Source organism: Massilibacillus massiliensis (assembly GCF_900086705.1).
GTDB classification, from domain to species: Bacteria; Bacillota; Negativicutes; order FLKF01; family FLKF01; genus Massilibacillus; species Massilibacillus massiliensis.
Genome location: NZ_LT575483.1, coordinates 1,378,623 through 1,398,145 on the forward strand (window position 1 = coordinate 1,378,623; position 19,523 = coordinate 1,398,145).

A 19,523-nucleotide genomic window follows, 5' to 3' on the forward strand; every position below is an offset into this window, starting at 1 on the left:
GCCCGATCTGTCTATACCTTGCCTATTGCTGAAGCTTATGTATTTTTATGGTATAATGAATTTTATTATAATAAAAAGTTGGTGACTGAATGATTTTAGAAGAAATTGCTGGTTTTATCGCTAAAGAACTTGGCATAAAACACGCGCAGGTAAAAGCAACTATAGATCTATTAGATGGAGGAAATACAGTCCCGTTTATTTCTCGTTATCGTAAGGAAGCAACCGGAGAGTTAAACGAAGAACATATCCGCACAATTGAAGAACGCCTCCAATACTTACGTAATTTAGTAAAACGACAAGAAGATATCACTTCGATTATTGAAGAACAAGGTAAAATGACGCCCGAATTAAAAATGGCGATCGAGCATACTACAAAACTACAAGAATTAGAAGACTTATATTTGCCTTACAAACAAAAAAAGCGTACACGCGCACAAATCGCACGAGAAAAAGGATTGGAACCGCTTGCAAATCTGGTTTTAGCACAAAATATAGCACAAGGAAACCCACTCGACTACGCTGCAGACTATATAAATGAAGAAAAAGAAATTACCTCTGCCGAACTGGCCCTGGCTGGAGCTATGGATATCATCGCTGAAACAGTATGCGAACAAGCTGATATACGTGCTTTTATGCGCAAACAGCTTTGGCAATATGGTCAAATTAATACAGACCTAGCCGCAGAAACGGAAGAAAGCAAAGCATTTCTTATGTATAAAGAACATTCTGAACCGATTCATCGCATGCCATCACACCGAATCTTGGCAATGAATCGTGGTGAAAACAAAGATTTTCTAAAAGTAAAGTTGGAAACAAATCACGATACCAATATGGATATGATCGCTCGGCGCATCATCCATCATCCGTCCATCTTCACACAATGTATTACGGAAGCAATCAATGATGGATACAAACGTTTACTGTTTCCTGCACTTGAACGTGAAATCCGTTCACTCTTAACCGAAAATGCTGAAAAACAGGCAATTCGAGTATTCGGGCTAAACCTAAAACAACTTTTATTACAGCAACCCCTGGCTGGCCATACGGTACTTGGGCTCGACCCCGGCTATCGAACCGGTTGTAAAATCGCTGTAATCAGTCCAACAGGAACTGTACTTGATCACGGCGTCTTATACTTAACAGCAAGTGATAGTCAAAAACAGCAAGCTGCCGAAAAAGTTCTCAAATTGATTAAAACCCACAACATTACTTTGATTTCTATTGGCAACGGAACGGCCTCCTACGAAACAGAAGAATTTACGGCAAAACTCATCGCAGATAACAATCTTGCTGTTCATTATCTTATCACGAATGAAGCCGGAGCCTCTGTCTATTCAGCATCAAAATTGGCAAAAGAAGAATTGCCTGACTATGATGTTACCATTCGCGGCGCTGTATCTATTGCCCGTCGTGTACAGGATCCTTTGGCAGAACTCGTTAAAATTGATCCAAAATCCATCGGGGTAGGACAATACCAACATGACGTAAACCAAAAAGAACTTTCCGAAACATTAGATCATATTGTTGAATCAGCAGTCAATCATGTCGGCGTAGAACTAAATACAGCTTCAATCGAACTCCTAAAACACGTTTCCGGTATAAACTCTACTGTCGCCAAAAACATTGTTGCTTATCGTGATCAAAATGGTACATTCAAAAATCGCAAAGAGCTCTTGAAAGTGGCCAGACTTGGTCAAGCTGCATTCACACAATGTGCAGGATTTTTACGTATCGCTAAAAGTGAATCGCCGCTTGATAATACGCCTGTCCATCCAGAATCCTATAAAACAGCCGAAAATATCTTAACCGAACTAGGTTTTTCATTAAATGATTTAGATAAAAAAAATAAATTGCTAAACTTGCAAGATCGACTCAAAGATATACGTATTGAAGACCTTGCAGAAAAATTAAATGCAGGTATACCAACCGTACGCGACATTATAGATGCACTTGCTAAACCTGGTCGCGACCCACGTGAGGATTTACCTGCACCATTAACCCGTAAGGCAATTGTTCAACTCACTGATTTAGCCGTCGGAACAATTTTGAAAGGTACCGTGCAAAACATCACTGATTTCGGCGCTTTTGTCGATATCGGCATTAAAACAGCCGGACTTATACATCGTTCCGAACTCAGTCATAAATTTTTCCGCCATCCCCTTGATATCGTTTCTGTAGGAGACGTTATTGATGTAATGATTATTAGTATAGACGCTGAAAGAAATCGTATCGGCCTTAGTCTTAAACAAGTAGAAACTCAGAATTTAGAAAACGGCAGCTAAAGATTCCTATAATAAACAGATGCCTTCTCTTCCTCTGTTAATAGACGTTTACGCAATACAACCTGCATTTCATCCACTGCGCGCGGACGAGCGAGAATTTCTGCCAAAGAAGCTTGATTTGCCTGCATCTCAAGTCCGACAGAATTCAATATAAATAAATTTTGAACTAAATCAAACCTTGCTTCTTTCCAACCAATATACCAACTCCAATCCGTATAATAAAGCCAACTTTTTTCATTGAATGCCCGCACATGCGTTGGATCTTGCCAAGCTCCACAAGATAAATCATACGGAACATGAATTTTAAATACGCCTCCTACCTTTAATAACCTTAAACACATCGTCATTGCACTGACCAAATCCCGAATATGTTCTAAAAGATGGCTCGCGATAATTTCATCAAAAGAGCCTTCTTCAATAGGTATCGTCCCAAATCGCTTTGTCTCAATTTCTTGATTCACTGGAAAGTCATGACTTATATCAGCAATAATATCCGGATGCCAAGCATGATTGATATCAACATTTAAGTACTCTTTCCTCCAATCCTTGCCACTACCTAAATTGATCATACGCGGCACTTGCAATTGTTCGATATTATTTTCCACAAAAATCCTCTCCTTAATCACATTGCGCAAAATATCTTCCTCACGCCTTACGCAAAAACTTTGAAAACCATTTGTCTCTAATGCATGACGTTTTTCATCATTTTTAACAAGTTCCACACAAGTCTCAACAAGTTTTTCGTAGGGAATTAAGGCAACAGCTTCTTTTAAATCATCCTCAATTTCTGTATCTTCACTACATTCGGCAACCACTGCCTTACGATTTGATAACAAATACGATATTCGTACAATTTCAAAAATATTCGCATCATAATAATGAATGTTAAGAATCACTTTTGCTCTGGCAATAAAGGTATCTCTTTCTTTTCCATATACACCAAACAAAGTAATGACATGAAGACCTCTTCTCTCTAACTCTTGCAGAATTTTTTCACGTCTTGCATTCATGGAACCATAAAATAAAACATCAATATCTTGCACTGCAACAGACTGAATAGAAGTCAACTCCGGTACATAACCAATCGGCACATAATATAAAGGATTTTTACATCCCATTTTTTTAAAAATTTCAATATTCCGTTTGCTATAATCCCATATGATAAACATTTTAAACAATGGCAATTTTTTTTCATTTAACATAGAGTTTTGATCGAATTGTTCCAGATTATAAATGATCGAAGTCTCCGGAACCTTAGGCAATAACTCTGCCGAAACTAGATGAAAACCTAAAATAATATTCACATTGTCTTCAGAAAAATCATTTTCTGTAATGATACTCTTATAGCCCAGCCTTTCAAGCCCATATTTTAACGTAACTGCAATTTCTTGAAAAGCATCCGAGTGCTGATATCCCAGAGGTCGAATGATTACAATTTGATAGGCTATTACATCTATAAACGCCATTTCAACACCTCATATCCTTTTGATAGGTATAGGTATGCAAAACTTCCTTCGTATATGACTATATCTCATGATTTCAGTATATATAGATGAAACTTTATCCATTTTTTTCAAATAAAAAACTTTTTATAATATGTCACATTGTTGTTACTCCATGCGTATGATAGGGTAACAACATTTTTTTTTGAAAAAGGTGGTTAAATAATCATGTCAAAAAAAGAGGACGAACAACGCTACAAATACGATAACTGCAATCAATGTGGTGAAGACTATCACAGCTTTAATGGATGCAACTATCCAAATCATTTTATAATTCCGTCACCTGGCACAACGGGAGCAACAGGTGCAACAGGGCCTACCGGTCCCACGGGGCCTGGAACGGGAGTAACAGGTCCTACTGGTCCTACAGGCGATCCAGGTGCTACTGGTCCAACGGGTGCTACTGGCGATCCAGGTGCTACTGGTCCAACGGGTGCTACTGGCGATCCAGGTGCTACTGGTCCAACGGGTGCTACTGGTGATCCTGGTGCTACCGGTGTAACTGGCCCGACGGGTCCGACAGGTCTTACCGGCGATATTGGCGCTACCGGCGCAACTGGTCCTACTGGTCCTACAGGTCCGACAGGTCCTACTGGCGATATTGGCGCTACCGGCGCAACTGGTCCTACTGGTCCTACAGGTCCGACAGGTCCTACTGGCGATATTGGCGCTACCGGCGCAACTGGCCCTACAGGTCCTACCGGTGACATTGGCGCTACCGGCGCAACTGGTCCTACTGGTCCAACAGGTCCTACCGGTGATATTGGCGCTACTGGTGCAACGGGTCCTACTGGTCCAACAGGTCTTACCGGCGATATTGGGGCTACCGGCGCAACTGGCCCTACTGGTCCAACGGGTCCTACCGGTGATATTGGCGCTACTGGTGTTACTGGTCCTACTGGTCCAACAGGAGCTACCGGCCCGACGGGTCCTACCGGTGATACTGGTGCCACTGGTCCTGTAGCTGCCCCCGGCACAACACTCTTTAATGTAATTGGCCCTACTGGCACTGCTACAGTAGGATTAGGTGAAAACTTGATTTTCCAAACCTCTACGCTTGATATTACAGTTACCGAAGGATCGGCAATTGTGACAATAGATGATCTAACTCCAGCTGGACCTACAGGAGCAACTGGTGCTACGGGTGCTACCGGCGCAACTGGTGCTACCGGCGATACCGGCGCAACTGGTGTTACCGGTGCTACGGGTGCTACGGGTGCTACCGGTGATACGGGTGCTACGGGTGCTACCGGTGATACGGGTGCTACGGGCGATACCGGCGCTACCGGCGATACGGGTGCTACGGGTGCTACCGGTGATACGGGCGCTACGGGTGCTACGGGTGCTACCGGCGATACGGGTGCTATCGGCGCAACTGGTGCTACTGGCGATACGGGTGCTACCGGCGATACGGGTGCTAGTGTTACGAGTGACAGCATGTCCACTACCAACACAAGTTCGGATACTATCGCTGTTGTACTTGGCGGTACCGATGTTCCTCTACCAGACAATCAAAATCTGAATACGTTTACCGTAGATGGTACAAATACTGAATTTACAGTACCAACGACAGGTGAGTATCTAATCAGCTATTCCGTAATCACAACACTAGCACTGCTTGTTTCCTCACAAATATTACAGAATGGTACTCCGATAGCAGCTTCAATAATTACCCCTACTGTTGAAATAAACACACTCTTTACGTCCTTCATCGTACCGCTAACTGCAGGTGATACACTAACACTTCAGTTATTTGGCCTGCTTGGAGCAGCAACGCTTACTGGAGGTTCAAGCACCTACATGACAGTTATACGACTAATATAAACGCTCCGATCAGTCAAAAGATTATTGCTATATTTATACTAACTGTAGAAAACCTAAGTCTACTTCATACTATCGCTTAAAAATCAGTAATCAAAAGCGTAAACATCATTCAATACTTTATTATCTGGGGGTGTCACATTAAATGGTGTGCACCCCGTCAAGAGGACAGTCAAAAAATATAAGAATTTTTTGTAGCTCATCCGTAAGGATGGGCTGTTTTTTATGCAGCGATATAATGTTCATAATATTCGTAGGGAGTCATTACATTTAATCGACGCTGCAAACGTTCAAAATTGTAATAGTGAATATAGCAGCTAACTGCATGCATCAGGTCTTGTTTCCCTGTAAATTTATGACCATAATACATTTCACGCTTCAATACGCCCCAAAATCCTTCCATCGGTCCATTATCTATGCAATGACCAACTCGAGACATACTTTGTGTCATCTCATGTTCTATCAGTCTGCTATGAAAACTGCGGCTGGTATACTGAAATCCACGGTCACTGTGAAATAATGGGTGCGCCTGTGGATTGTTTTTTACAGCTTCATCAAAAGTGTTAAAGACCAACTTGTTATTGTTGTGGTCGCTTAGTACATATGACACAATTCGGCGATCATATAAATCCAATATAGCACTCAGGTAGAGCTTATGGATAACCGGACCTATACAATATTTAAATTCCGTCACATCAGTCAGCCACTTTTCATTTGGTGCATCAGCATGGAATTGCCGGTTTAGAATGTTTTCTGCTGTGTAAGCTGGATCAGGTGCCCGGCGAGTACAACAGTTTTGCCGGTGTTTAATATTTGACTGGATGTGTAATTTACGGTCAATGCGCAGAATACGTTTATCATTTATATGCTCATGATGCCAACGGTTCAAATCATCACGAATTCTGCGGTATCCCTCGTCTGGATGTTTTTCGTGAATTTCGATGACCTTCTTAGCCAGTCGCTCATTTTCCCGCTCACTTGGGCTTTTATCTCCTTTAAGCCAATGGTAATACGCTGAACGGGTTACATGAAAAATTGGGCAAAGTTCTAAAACCGAATAATGCACCGGCTCTGTCTGTGAAAGCTGTTTTATTGCTTCGTATTCTCTTTCCTTGCGTGTAAAGCCAAGGCATCCCTTCTTTCCAGTTCGTCCAGTTTTTTTAATGCATCAATCTCCATCTGCAACCAATGGTTTTTACGTTCCAGTTGGGCAACACAGTCCCTGAGTTCTTCTTCCGGGGTACGGCTGGGCAGTGTACCTGTTCGATGCCCACGGCGATCTTCTAGTCCAGATTTGCCCATCTGGCGATATTTTTTCATCCATATGAAAACCTGTTGATAGGATACTTTATAAGCAAGTGCTGTTTGTCCATAATTGTTATCGTGAGCTGTACAATACTGAACAATTTCTAGTCGTTCTTCTTGTGTAGTCTTTCTTGATTTTGTCATGATACTGCTTCCTCCTGTTCGAAGCTGAAACTTCTCATGACTATTATACTTCTTTACCCAATTGAGTAATTGATCATTCTTACGAATTTGATATTTTTCGCAAATTTCTATTACGGGAATAGATCCGCTTAGATAGTCCTGGACAGCAGATAGTTTTACCTCTGGTGAATAGGCTTTAAAGTGAGTTCGTGCAATGAGACCTTTTATTCCTTCACTACGATAATTACATACCCATCGTTGAATTGTCATCGGGCTTATTTTTAAAGTCCTGGCCACTTCTCTATAACTGCATTTTCCTTCAATGACATCTTTACAGGCTTGCAGTTTCAATTTTAGAGAAACTTTACTTTTCTTTGACATAAAAAATACCTCCAGATAAGACAATGTTTTTTTTCACTGTCCTATCTAGAGGTAGCATACCAAAAAAAAAATGTGGCACCTCTATTATTTACGTACTTGGACGTTCCTAAGGATGAAAAAGAATCAACTTATGTTAAAAAATCCGTTTGTTCGCCGAAGCGAGTTTAGAATTTTATAAGTTGGTCTTTTTTCAATTGTTTTGAAGGTTATACGTCCTAGACTTTTTGATTCTTTTTTGTCAATGACAATAGAACATCTATGTGTGTAGTACAACACTTCCTTTATATCATTTATATCAAATTTCAAAACAATCCTCCAAACTTTTGGTAACAAGACATGCCCATGTTGCATATATTAGAAATATAATTTTGAGGAGGCATTTGAAATGACCACATTGGAAGAAAATTCTGCAAAACCAATGACCATCAGTCTATGTATGATTGTAAAAAACGAAGAAGCAACAATCGAGCGTTGCCTGGGTTCGGTTGCAAAAGCTATGGACGAAATTATAATCGTCGATACTGGTTCAACAGATACAACGAAAGAAATTGTTCGCCAATTTACAAATACCATTTATGATTTTACATGGATTGATGACTTTGCAGCTGCACGTAATTTTGCCTTTCAGCAGGCAACGCAAGAGTATATTCTTTGGTTAGATGCCGATGATGTTATGCTGACAGATGATTTAGAAAAATTATTGACGTTTAAACAAAGCGCTGACAAAACCGTGGATGCCTATACCATGAATTATAATTTATCTTTCGATACTAACGGTAATGTTGCCTCAAAGTTAAGAAGAAACCGCCTAGTCAAACGAACAAACCATTTTCAATGGATCGGAGCCGTTCATGAATACCTAGCCGTGGGAGGAAAAATCGTAAATCTAGATATTAGCGTAACCCACAAAAAAGAAAAATCTGATACGTATGATCGTAATCTAAAAATTTATGAAAATCGCTTAGCAAATGGAGAAGAGTTTTCTCCAAGAGATTTATATTATTATGCCAATGAATTAAATGATCACCAAAGATATGAAGAAGCAATTGTTTACTATAAAAAAGCATTGGCTACAAAAGCCTGTTGGATCGAAGATAATATTGCGATCTGTGGAAAACTTGCAGACTGTTATAGTGCGCTTGGTGACGATGAAAATAAATTAAACTATACATATCGATCCTTTAATTATGATACACCACGCGCAGAATTCTGCTGCCGAATCGGGTATCATTTTCTCAGCTTAAAACAGTATCAACAAGCAATTTTTTGGTATACACTTGCCACCAATCTACAAAAACCAAAAGACTCTTTGGCTCTTTTAAATAATTCTTGCTGGACTTGGCTGCCACATCTTCAGTTATGTGTTTGCTATGCAAATATCGGGGAAGTACCGTTAGCAATTCAGCATAATAAAATTGCTGAAGCCTATGTGCCAGATCATCCTAGCATTCTTCATAATAATAAATATTTCGCACAATTATCTGCGAATTGATCCTAATATTTTCAATTTCTCCATATATAAATGTAAAGATAGACTGTTTACCAATTGCAGTCTATCTTGTCAGCGTGTAGACAACCTATCATCGTACTAATTTATAAGTGGTACGGATTTCGTTATTTTCTAAGTTATTTGCATAAATATATGATTTGTCTTTCTTGATTTGTTAAATTTTTCGTATCTTTATTTTTGGATTTGTCTTATGCCTTTGTCACAAATCTTGTTATAATAGAATAATGTAAATTTATTTTATGGAGGCAATCAATGAACTTACTTAAGCAAACGCTTTCTCTTATCACTCCGCCAGATGAAGCAGCTATGCAATACGCAAAAAAACAGCTCGCTGCCATAACAAATCCAGAACGAAACTTTGGCTATTTAGAAAATATTCTCATCAAATATGCTGGTATCACTAGGCAAAAAATGCCGAAGCTTCCCAAAAAATGTACCGTTATCGTCTGTGCGGATCATGGGGTAGCTGAAATGGGCGTGAGTGCCTACCCAGTTGAAACCACCGTACATATGACGAGAAATTATCTTGTTGCAAAAGGTGCTGTTGCCAATGCGCTCTCTAATTTTTCTGAAGCAAATATGATTGTTGTCGACATGGGGATCGCAGCTTCCATGGAAAAAATCCCTGGATTGATTGATCGTAAAATCGATTACGGTACAAAAAATATGACCAAAGGGCCCGCCATGACACGTCAGCAAGCAGTACAAGCTTTAACAACCGGTATAGAAATTGCGAATGAATATGCAAAAAAAGGATATCAATGTTTTTTACCTGGGGAAATGGGTATTGCCAATACTACGGCAAGTGCTGCCATCGTTGCTACCTTTGGGAATCTCACTCCCGAGCAGGCCACTGGCCGCGGTACAAATATTTCTGATGAACGGTTGAAAGTTAAAATTGATGTTGTGCGCCAAGCTTTGGAAGTTAATAAACCAGACCCCACTGATGGCATTGATGTTTTAGCCAAAGTTGGAGGCTTTGAACTTGGCTGTATTGCCGGTATTATGCTTGGTGCTGCTGCAAACAATTGTGTTGTTATGCTTGATGGTTTTAATACCGGTGTCGCCGCCCTTATTGCCAACAGTATTTGTCCACTTGTAAAACATTATCTCATTGGTTCTCATCTCTCCATTGAACCAGCACATAAAACCATGTTAAAGCTTTTAGATTTAAAACCTTACATCAATATGCGGTTTCGCCTTGGTGAAGCAACCGGTTCCTCTATTGCAATTCACTTTTTAGATGTAGCAATCAAAACATATATCAATTTATGCTCTACTGCAGGCAACAAGCCAACGCTAGAATCTGTCCAAGCTGTTTCATCAGCAAAAGAATCCCAAGCGCACTTATCTAAACTTATTGATAAGATTCAACCCTTGAATACAAAAGTAATGGAAGCTTGCAGTCTCTATATAGACAACCTAACTAAACCGATGCATAGTCTTGGTGCACTCGAAGAATTGGCAATAAAAATTGCCGGAATCACTGGCAATGAAAAACCTCGTCAATTAAATAAAGAACTTTTTATCTTTACCGCCCCAGCCCAGCTAAAAGACACCAAAAATCCATATTGCGCAATTCAAACTTTTGCACAGCATGCGAGTGCCAAATTGCATTTCATTGATTTACCATCAGGTGCAAATCAAGCTGAATTCAAACTTACAAAGCAGGCAATGTTCCAAGCGATTGAAATTGGCTGTCAGCTTATCTCTACAAAAGCTGACAGTAATGCAAACGTCTTTGGCCTCGGTACAATAGACGATACATGCTCTATAGACGCTTGTCATAAAATTTTAACCGCTTATGAGAAGGATCGATCCTCTGCCCCGATCGACTCGCTCATGCTCTTAGAAAAATTCGGAACACCACAAATTGCAGCTCTGGTCGGTGTAATCCTCAGTGCCGCAGATGAACACTGTGCAATCGTATTGGACAATTTGACAACGTGTACCGCAGCTCTGGTTGCTGTAACAATGGCGCCGCAAGTCAAAGGTTATTTGATCACCTCACAGCTTTCGCCAGAACCAGCACATAAACTTGTGATCGAACTACTCGATCTTCCAATTTACTTAACGCTTCATATGTCTATTGGTGAGGGCTGTGCAAGCGCACTTGGTATGAAATTACTAGATGCCAGTATGCACATGCTCAATGATATGAAAACTTTTGGACAAACCTCCGTTGCCGTTGCTAACGACGGTCCCGGTGCCAAGCGACAAACCAAGAGTATATGATAAATATAAATAAACGATGGGATAGGTACACTACCTATCCCATCGTTTATTTATAAAAGAATCGCATCTATAAATCGGTCACTTGATTCGGCAAACTGCTCTACTTTTTCCTTCAACTCTGCCGCCAGCTCCTCATCGTCTCGCAGCAATGAAATATTCAGTTGAGCAATTAAAATCGCGCCTTGTATTGCTGTATTACAACTCATTGCAGCAAACTGTACATCGCAAATAAGATTTGCTTTTGCTATCCCCCGTAATTTTTTTGCTGCTTCAAGTGCCTGCAAACAAGCATCTGCAATCGCATAAGGTACATCGATTGCTTGCAGTAATACTTCGTTCCACTCTTGACTATTGCCATCTGCCCCCACAGCAGTCAACGCAGGTAAAGCTTGATTTAAAACCTCCGCATCACGGTTGATTAACCCTCCTAACAGCACATGCAGCTTATCTAATTCAATATTTAATAAAGTAACTTCTCCACTTTCTCTTTCGTCGCACAATTGGTTTACCATCTTCAACAAACTTACACCTGTTAACCCAAGCAGAGCCGCTCCGCTTCCACTCCCCGGTGCCTCATTTCCCGCCATTTTTGAAAAAAAATGATGTAAACTTAAATCGGTAAGCATGCTAGTTTCCTCCCCAATAACAAACATGTATTGTAATTTATGTATTTTTTCAACTAAGAACCGTTGCACTAAGATTTTATTTGTAAAACTCTTTGTATAGTCCCATCCGCATAGGTATACTTTTGGCATTACCCCAAAATAAGATGCAACGCAAGCGGTAGCATCACCATGAACGAAAACAATGATGTATAATTAAAGTATGGCATAAGGTCGATTCTTTTTGAGTCAAGAACTCGACCCCAAAATTGATATGATTTCCTGCTTGCACCACATATTGTCCAGCCCCTTCGGGCGAAAGGACGTGTAGTAAAGTAATAACTTACAGGAAGTCACGCCATATTTTATCTACAAGGGGATGGTATTGTGGACATAACTTATGAGCGTTGTTGTGGGATTGATGTACACAAAAAGATGATAGTTGCCTGTCTAATCTGTGGTGGAAAGCAGCAACTTCGTCAGTTTGGTACAACGACAAAAGAACTGAGAGATTTATCAGCTTGGTTAGTTGACGCCGGTTGTCAAATGATTGCCATGGAAAGTACCGCTTCCTACTGGAAACCATTGTACAATATCTTTGAGCTTTCCGATCTCAATGCCATGGTAGTAAATGCCCAGCACATGAAAGCTTTGCCTGGTCGTAAGACCGACGTCAAAGATGCAGAATGGATTGCCGATCTTCTTCGACATGGGTTACTAAAAGCAAGCTATATTCCAGACCGTGAACAACGGGAACTACGGGAAATCTCTCGCTATCGCAAGAGCTTGATTGATGAGCGAAGCCGAGAGCTGAACCGATTGCAGAAAATGCTAGAAGGAGCCAATGTGAAACTATCCAGTGTAGTAAGTGCCATCAACGGCAAGAGTTCCAGGCGACTTTTGGAAAGCATTGTCCAAGATAAAAAGCTTGATGAAGACGAGATTTTAAGGCTGCTTCATCCTAGTATGCACGCTAAACTCAATGAAATCATGGCTTGCGTTGATGGAATTATTTCGCCCTTGCAACGCAGATTGCTTCGTAATGTCTTGGATCATATTGACGATATGACAAAACGTATCGAAGATATGGACAAACTAATCAAAGACTACTTGAACAAATATGAAGAAGCCATCGCAGCCATAGATGAAATACCGGGTGTTGGGAGAATCAGTGCAGAAACAATCTTAGCGGAAATCGGATTAAATATGAATCGGTTTCCAACCGAAAGACATATTAGTTCTTGGGCTGGTGTGGCGCCAGGTAACCATGAGAGTGCAGGGAAACGAAAGAGTGGAAAAACTACGCATGGAAATACAACATTAAAAGCTATGTTAGTACAATGTGCTAAGGCTGCGCAAAAGACGAAGGGAAGCTTTTTTTCAGCTCAATATCAACGGATTGCAGCGCGAAGAGGAAAAAGCAGAGCCGCCGTAGCTGTGGCTCATTCCATACTAATCGCTATTTACTACATACTAAAAGCAAAAGTTCCTTATCGAGAGTTAGGTTCGGAATATTACAATCAATTTAACCGAGAGAAGAAAATACAATCCTATTTGAAGAAATTAGCGGCTTTGGGTTGGGAGCGCCCCACCACAGCTACAACCTGATTGTCTATATACGATATTTTTTGTCCTGAATTATAGGGCTTGTCTTTGTGCGTCCTTTTTCTAGGATATAGAAGAGGTTTTCATAGTAAAGTACCAAAAACGCTAGGCCCTCCAACCTCCAAAAAACTTGAAAAATGACCAACTTACTAAAATCCTTAACTCGCTTCGCTCAGACAAACGGATTTCTTTACGTAAGTTGGTCATTTTTCATCCTTCGGAACGTATTTTTCCGGAAAAGGCCAGGTACGAAAGCACTAAATAGGCACTATCGAATTTCGTTCCACTTATAAACTAGTACGAAGATAGTTTAAACAGCTCATTCAACACTCATAATAAAATGATAGTTTGCCTGACCACCGGCGTAAACTTGTACTTCCATTTCAGGGAATGCTGTTTCTACTGCTGCTGCAATTTTTTTCGCTTTTGTTTCGTCTAAATCTTCGCCATAATACAAGCTAATGATTTCACTGTCATCCCCAGCAATTGCTTTTACTGTATCAATTAAAGTTTTGATCATATCAGCACCAAAAACTTTTACCTTGCCACCAATCACACCGATATAAGAACCTTCCTTGACCAGTGTTTCTTCTACGAAGCTGTCACGAACAGCCATCGTTAAACTCGCCTCTTTGACTTCTTTTATCGCCACATTCATTTCTTCAACATTTTTGAGAATATCCGCCTCACGATCATATGCAACAAGCGCAGCTAATCCCTGCGGAGTATTCGTCGTCGAAACAATTTCTACACGATCACCCAACAATTTTTTTACTTGCGCCGCTGCTAAAATGATATTGCTATTGTTCGGTAACACAATATATTTTTCTGCAATATCCTGATGCACTGCATCAATGAATTCCTCTACGGCCGGATTCATACTTTGACCACCGGAAATGACAATGTCCGCACCAAGACTTTTCATCATATCCGCCAATCCATCACCGGCAGCAACGGCAATTATCGCCGTTTTCAGTTTTGTTTTTTTACTTGCATTCGGCAATAAAATCGCACGGTGCTGATCGGCCATGTTATCAATTTTAATATCATGCAACGTACCACCCCAGCCCACTGCACATTCAAGTACCGTGCCTGGATGTCCTGTATGAATGTGAACTTTTACAATATCACTGCCATCCGCGACGACTAAAGAATCTCCTAATTCTCCAAGAACGCGCCGAATTTCTTCAACCGTAACTTTTGTATTTTTCACCATAAACTCTGTACAATACGGCCGAGCAATTTCAAAATCTACAGTTGGCATAATTTTAGCTGCTTTATAACTCATTTCGAAATCAAGTTCCGGTGAAGAAAACTCACCGCCTAATCCCTGCAGACACCCTTGCAAAAATACGATCAATCCTCTGCCGCCTGCATCTACTACACCAGCAGCCTTAAGTGCCGGTAAAAGCTCCGGCGTACGTGCTAATTCAACATTTCCAGCTTTAATTGCCTCTTCTAGGATATCGGCAATGGACAGATCTGCTCTTACCGCATGGTATGCGCCCTTTGCGATACCTTTTGCAACTGTTAAAATCGTACCTTCTACAGGCTTGGCAACTGAACGATAAGCATACAATACACCATATTGAAAGGCCTTGCCTAATCCGGCAGAATGCACTTCATGTTTTCCAGCAAGACCGCGTCCTATACCGCGAAAAATCTGCGATAAAATAACACCCGAATTACCACGTGCTCCCATAATAGCACTGTCTGCTGCTCGTCTTGCCACAGAACCAATTCCTTCATCTTGTGGTGCCTCTGCCACCGCCCTTGCTACCGCACCTAACGTACGAAGCATATTTGTTCCTGTATCACCATCTGGCACAGGAAATACATTCAATTGATTAATCTTCTCATGTTCAAGATTAAATTCACTATATGCACCGGCAATCATGCGTTTAAAATCATTGCCAGTAATTACTTCTTTATTTTTCGTCATACCTTCACCACCATTTTCTCTCATTTCTCTATCTTTTCCTGAAATATCAGCGCCAATGCGCCCGGCCCAGTATGTGATGCAACAACTGATCCCGCACTTGTCAGAGAAACTCTTGAATCTGGATAAAGTTCCATAATACGTTCTTTCGTTTGCGGTCCTTCTTCAGCTTCGACTTCCACAACACCAATATAATCCAATTCTTTATATTGTGCAAGCTCCTCTATCAGACGATTGATCGCTTTTTTTCGCGTTCTGACTTTGTCTAAAACGGCAATTTTTCCTTCTGACAAATATAATACAGGTTTAATCTGCAATATTGTGCCAAACAAAGCAGCTGCACCGCCGATTCGTCCACCTCGATGTAAATATTCCAAAGAGTCTGGTAATAACAACGTATGGGTTGCTTTTACTTGCTTTTGCAGCACTGCTAAAATTTCTTCGGCCTTTTTTCCTTCTTCTCTCAATGCTAAAGCAGTCTCAGCCAATCGCAGCATACCAATCGCAGCCGTCTGTGAATCCACAACATGAATCTTACTCGCATCTACCATCTGCGCTGCAGCCCGGGCCGTTTGCACAGTCCCACTGAGTGCACCGGAAACAGCAATTACAATGCATTCATCACCTTGTTCTGCAATGGATTGAAACAATGTAACAAAATCGCCAATTGGTGGCTGAGATGTCCGCTGCATAACACCTGACTTTTTTGTCTCAGCAAACAACGCCCGCGGAGATAAATCATCCTCATCCCATTCTCGATCTGCTATACTGACCTTCAATTCAACCCTGTGCAAATATTTATGTTTTTGTAAAAGCTCATCTTCTATATGAGCCGTACTATCTAAAACGATATGAATTCTATTCACGCTTTTCCTCCAAAAAAGAATTTCTACTCTATATATTGTACTAAATTTCTACACTGAAATACAGCCCAAACAATTTTTGCTAGAATATATTCTCACTTATTTATGAAAAAATCAAAGGATTATTTACCTAAATTAGCGAAATAACAAATATTTGGACAAAATTTTCATTTCAAGGAATGTAGGATTGAAACTTAAAACCCTTTCCATTTTACTATATTTTAGCTTTCAATGATTCATTCCTATTGATAAGGGAGAGTTTTCATGCAGAAAAACTTACTATTTTCTTTAGACATCGGTACGAGAAGCGTGATCGGTATCGTTGCCGAACAAGTCGAACATAAAATTAAAATTATCGCTACAGAGCGAAAAGAACATAATACACGTGCCATGTTGGACGGGCAAATCCATGATGTACCCGAAGTTGCTGCGATCTTAGAAGATGTAAAAAAACAACTCGAAGAAAAAGTCGGTCCATTGAAATCTGCTTCTGTCGCTGCTGCCGGGCGTGCCCTTTACACCATCAATGCAAGTGCAGAACTTGAAGTATCGGAAATCCTCACCATTGATGATGAACATGCGCTTGATTATGCTGCGATCCAATCAGCGCAGCACAAATTGGCCACTTCCAGCACAGTGGATGATCCAACGATGTATTATTGTGTGGGGTATAGCACGGTCAGCTATAAACTGGATGGTGTTCAACTAAAAACGCTGGTCGGACAGCGCGGAAAAATCGCTAAAGCAGATGTAATCGCCACTTTCTTGCCACGCCAAGTTATTGATTCAATGAAATCAGCCTTACATGAAGCAAAACTTGAAATGGCTTCATTGACCTTGGAACCAATCGCTGGAATCAATGTACTCATACCACCAACGATGCGCCATTTAAATCTCGTTTTAGTTGATATTGGCGCCGGCACCTCCGATGTTGCAATTACAAAAAACGGCTCTGTCATCGCCTATGGCATGGTTCCATTTGCCGGTGATGAAATTACCGAAGCGCTTTCCCAACATTATTTGCTGGATTTTAACGTTGCAGAACAAATCAAACGTGAACTAAATAATCCAAATCGTAATGCAGAAGATAACCAAGTTTCCTTCCAAGATATTTTAGGAATGACCTATACTTTATCTCCGAAAGAAATCAACGATAAACTCTCTACGAATGTCGCCGAATTGGCACAGGCGATTGCAACGCAGATTTTAACTTTAAATGGCGCTGCACCACAGGCAGTACTGCTCGTTGGCGGTGGCTCCTTAACCCCAATGCTGCCGGAAGCAATTGCGCAGGCACTTGATATTCCTACGGCACGTGTTGCCGTCCGTACACCTGATACAATTCAAAATATAGAAGATATTCCGGAAATATTAAAACGCCCCGATGCAGTAACGCCACTCGGTATTTTAAAAATTGCTTCTACGCAAACCTTAAATTTTATTACGATCTACGTCAATAAAAATGAGTTGCATTTATTTAATATCAGTAACTTGACCGTTTCCGATGCCTTACTTGCAGCTGGGATTGATATGAAACAGCTCGGTGGCAAACCTGGTCTTGGTCTTACTGTGAAAATCAACAATCAAACTAAATTTTTTGCCGGTACCTTAGGAAAACCAGCAAAATTTACGCTGAACGGTGAAGCAACTACACTTACTGCACCGATTGCAAACGGCGATAAAATCTGTGTCACAAATGGAATTGACGGTTATGTGCCGACAGTAAAACTAAACGATGTCGTAGACGCGCCGCCTGCTTTTATGATTACTGTGAATGATGAAGAATTCACCATCGATTCCAAAGTACTCGTCAATCACAAAACAGTTGACGCTGCGTATCAGTTAAAAGACCGCGATGAAATCACTTATCAGCAGATAAAAAAATTAGGAGATATTCTGTTGCGCATCGGGTATCAGCCAGCCGATCGTCACTTTAAATACAAAGTAAATGGAGCAAGCATCCAGCAAACAGTTTCCCCAACCATTACAATCAATGAAGAACCAGCTTCTCTTTCGAGCATTGTAAATCCAGAAGATCGTATTATATGCATTGAACCAAAAACACCGACTGTTGAAAAAATTATCGACATCAATACAATGGATACGTATTTAACCGTTCATTTTAATAAAAACCCATCTAGAATCCCAACGACAACTTATACGCTGACAGTAGACGGCAATCCGGCTTCTTTACAAACGCTGGTCAGGGACGGCAGCGAAATTCAATATTCGGTTTCCGAAAAAGCAGTCACTATGATTAGCGACGTTCTGCTGGCAACAAATTTTCAGCCGCCGAGTGCGTTGTCTCATGTAAAAGTGGAAATCCTTTTAAATCAAGAATCTGCTGAATATACTTCACTCGTAAAAAATGGCGATTCTGTTGATGTCATTATTACCCCATTATAAAACCTAAGGGTTGATACATGACAACCTATCTTCAGCCTAGCTCCTAGGTATTAGATAAAATTTTATCGTATGAAATCTACCTCCTCTGCATATAGATAGATAATCTTATGCAGAGGAGGTACGTATTTTGGCCGATATATCCAAAACCTGCACAACAGCGGATTCCACTTCGACGACAACGGTCGTAACCGAAACAGATGCAGCCGCCTCTACAACCACAACGACAACAACCAATCAGCAAAACAGTTCCACTTGCCAAATCACTGAAACAGAAAATACCGATGCTCCTTGTGGTCCCTGTGCGCATTTTGATTTAAAAAAACTTGCAGAAGAAAGCCGTGCCGCTGCGTTCAGATCCTCTAATATCGCCGCAGCAACGAGCAATTCTGTCATCATTTTTACGATGCTCGTGTTACAAGAACTGCTCATCAAAGAATGTAAGAAAAATACCCTTGACCTCGATGCCATTTTTCTAATCTCCAATGCAATTTCTAATCTCGGTGATGGCATCACAATCACAAATCCACAAGCTTTGAATAGTTAACCTCGGGGACAGATCGGTGGCGGGTCGGCGATAAGCGCCCATCTGCGTCGTTGCAATAATGGGGCTGCTCGTCGACGTACGGAAGTACGACTCCTTCGCAGCCCCATTATTGCGCCTAGCATCTGAGCACTTCTCGCCAACCGGCAACCGATCTTCGTACTAGTTTATAAGTGGAACGTATTTTAGTAGGTGGTATTCACTTTGTGAATACCACCTACTTTGTCCTGAACCTGCCGCATTTTAATGCGGCAGTTCTTTTCGTTCCCCGGCCTTTTCCGGAAAAATACGTTCCGAAGGATGAAAAATGACCGGCTTACGTTAAGAAATTTGCTTGTCTGAACGAAGTGAGTTTGCAAATTTTAGTAAGTCGGTCATTTTTCAAGTGTTTTGGAGGTTTTAGGCCTA

General features: G+C 40.9%; 13 protein-coding genes. 7 read left to right on the forward strand and 6 right to left on the reverse strand.

The annotated features are described in order from the left end of the window. Nucleotides 1–89: 89 nt before the first annotated feature. Nucleotides 90–2,282: a Tex family protein gene (locus BN6559_RS06800; protein WP_110954014.1), complete on the forward strand. Its 2,193-nt coding sequence runs from the start codon at nt 90–92 to the stop codon at nt 2,280–2,282. Here the strand turns inward: BN6559_RS06800 and BN6559_RS06805 are convergent. Next, the gene (locus tag BN6559_RS06805) at nt 2,279–3,748 is read right to left on the reverse strand and encodes a class I SAM-dependent methyltransferase (RefSeq protein ID WP_110954015.1); all 1,470 of its coding nucleotides are present in this window, start codon (nt 3,746–3,748) and stop codon (nt 2,279–2,281) included. The two genes, BN6559_RS06800 and BN6559_RS06805, sit on opposite strands and share 4 nt — an antisense overlap. Before the next feature lie 204 nt (nt 3,749–3,952). Between BN6559_RS06805 and BN6559_RS06810 the strand changes: the two genes are divergently transcribed. Continuing rightward, complete coding sequence (locus tag BN6559_RS06810; protein WP_110954016.1) at nt 3,953–5,608, forward strand: BclA C-terminal domain-containing protein; 1,656 nt, start codon at nt 3,953–3,955, stop codon at nt 5,606–5,608. Nucleotides 5,609–5,828: 220 nt separating this feature from the next. Here BN6559_RS06810 and BN6559_RS06815 read toward each other — a convergent pair whose 3' ends face one another. Both BN6559_RS06815 and BN6559_RS06820 read right to left on the reverse strand, forming a co-directional pair. Continuing rightward, nucleotides 5,829–6,671 (reverse strand): IS3 family transposase, encoded by an 843-nt coding sequence (locus BN6559_RS06815; RefSeq protein WP_234407811.1) that lies wholly within the window; start codon nt 6,669–6,671, stop codon nt 5,829–5,831. 23 nt (nt 6,672–6,694) lie between these two features. Beyond that, nucleotides 6,695–7,414: a helix-turn-helix domain-containing protein gene (locus BN6559_RS06820; protein ID WP_110954017.1), complete on the reverse strand. Its 720-nt coding sequence runs from the start codon at nt 7,412–7,414 to the stop codon at nt 6,695–6,697. 385 nt (nt 7,415–7,799) lie between these two features. Here BN6559_RS06820 and BN6559_RS06825 point away from each other — a divergent pair, with 385 nt between their 5' ends. Both BN6559_RS06825 and cobT read left to right on the forward strand, forming a co-directional pair. Next, nucleotides 7,800–8,906: a glycosyltransferase family 2 protein gene (locus tag BN6559_RS06825; RefSeq protein ID WP_110954018.1), complete on the forward strand. Its 1,107-nt coding sequence runs from the start codon at nt 7,800–7,802 to the stop codon at nt 8,904–8,906. A gap of 270 nt (nt 8,907–9,176) precedes the next feature. Beyond that, complete coding sequence (gene cobT / locus BN6559_RS06830; RefSeq protein WP_110954019.1) at nt 9,177–11,159, forward strand: nicotinate-nucleotide--dimethylbenzimidazole phosphoribosyltransferase; 1,983 nt, start codon at nt 9,177–9,179, stop codon at nt 11,157–11,159. Between the two features lie 50 nt (nt 11,160–11,209). Here cobT and BN6559_RS06835 read toward each other — a convergent pair whose 3' ends face one another. Then, a complete protein-coding gene (locus BN6559_RS06835; RefSeq protein WP_199883812.1) occupies nt 11,210–11,785 on the reverse strand; it encodes a cyclodeaminase/cyclohydrolase family protein in 576 nt (191 codons plus the stop codon). A gap of 363 nt (nt 11,786–12,148) precedes the next feature. Between BN6559_RS06835 and BN6559_RS06840 the strand changes: the two genes are divergently transcribed. Beyond that, nucleotides 12,149–13,369: an IS110 family RNA-guided transposase gene (locus tag BN6559_RS06840; protein WP_110953917.1), complete on the forward strand. Its 1,221-nt coding sequence runs from the start codon at nt 12,149–12,151 to the stop codon at nt 13,367–13,369. 316 nt (nt 13,370–13,685) lie between these two features. Here the strand turns inward: BN6559_RS06840 and BN6559_RS06845 are convergent, their stop codons facing one another. Next, on the reverse strand, nt 13,686–15,332 hold the full coding sequence (locus tag BN6559_RS06845) for a DAK2 domain-containing protein (RefSeq protein ID WP_199883813.1): 1,647 nt from the start codon (nt 15,330–15,332) through the stop codon (nt 13,686–13,688). Further along, complete coding sequence (locus BN6559_RS06850) at nt 15,329–16,171, reverse strand: DegV family protein (RefSeq protein WP_110954021.1); 843 nt, start codon at nt 16,169–16,171, stop codon at nt 15,329–15,331. The genes BN6559_RS06845 and BN6559_RS06850 overlap by 4 nt, the downstream gene beginning before the upstream one ends. A 261-nt stretch (nt 16,172–16,432) precedes the next feature. Between BN6559_RS06850 and BN6559_RS06855 the strand changes: the two genes are divergently transcribed. Together BN6559_RS06855 and BN6559_RS06860 are read left to right on the forward strand one after the other, a co-directional pair. After that, a complete protein-coding gene (locus BN6559_RS06855) occupies nt 16,433–18,574 on the forward strand; it encodes a cell division protein FtsA (protein WP_110954022.1) in 2,142 nt (713 codons plus the stop codon). A gap of 127 nt (nt 18,575–18,701) precedes the next feature. Continuing rightward, the gene (locus BN6559_RS06860; RefSeq protein WP_110954023.1) at nt 18,702–19,118 is read left to right on the forward strand and encodes a hypothetical protein; all 417 of its coding nucleotides are present in this window, start codon (nt 18,702–18,704) and stop codon (nt 19,116–19,118) included. Nucleotides 19,119–19,523: the final 405 nt, after the last annotated feature.

Bases quoted from the DNA above. Each gene is read 5' to 3' on its own strand.
- BN6559_RS06800 (WP_110954014.1), top strand. From the start codon at position 90: ATGATTTTAGAAGAAATTGCTGGTTTTATCGCTAAAGAACTTGGCATA.
- BN6559_RS06805 (WP_110954015.1), bottom strand. From the start codon at position 3,748: ATGGCGTTTATAGATGTAATAGCCTATCAAATTGTAATCATTCGACCT.
- BN6559_RS06810 (WP_110954016.1), top strand. From the start codon at position 3,953: ATGTCAAAAAAAGAGGACGAACAACGCTACAAATACGATAACTGCAAT.
- BN6559_RS06820 (WP_110954017.1), bottom strand. From the start codon at position 7,414: ATGTCAAAGAAAAGTAAAGTTTCTCTAAAATTGAAACTGCAAGCCTGT.
- BN6559_RS06825 (WP_110954018.1), top strand. From the start codon at position 7,800: ATGACCACATTGGAAGAAAATTCTGCAAAACCAATGACCATCAGTCTA.
- cobT (WP_110954019.1), top strand. From the start codon at position 9,177: ATGAACTTACTTAAGCAAACGCTTTCTCTTATCACTCCGCCAGATGAA.
- BN6559_RS06835 (WP_199883812.1), bottom strand. From the start codon at position 11,785: ATGCTTACCGATTTAAGTTTACATCATTTTTTTTCAAAAATGGCGGGA.
- BN6559_RS06845 (WP_199883813.1), bottom strand. From the start codon at position 15,332: ATGAGAGAAAATGGTGGTGAAGGTATGACGAAAAATAAAGAAGTAATT.
- BN6559_RS06855 (WP_110954022.1), top strand. From the start codon at position 16,433: ATGCAGAAAAACTTACTATTTTCTTTAGACATCGGTACGAGAAGCGTG.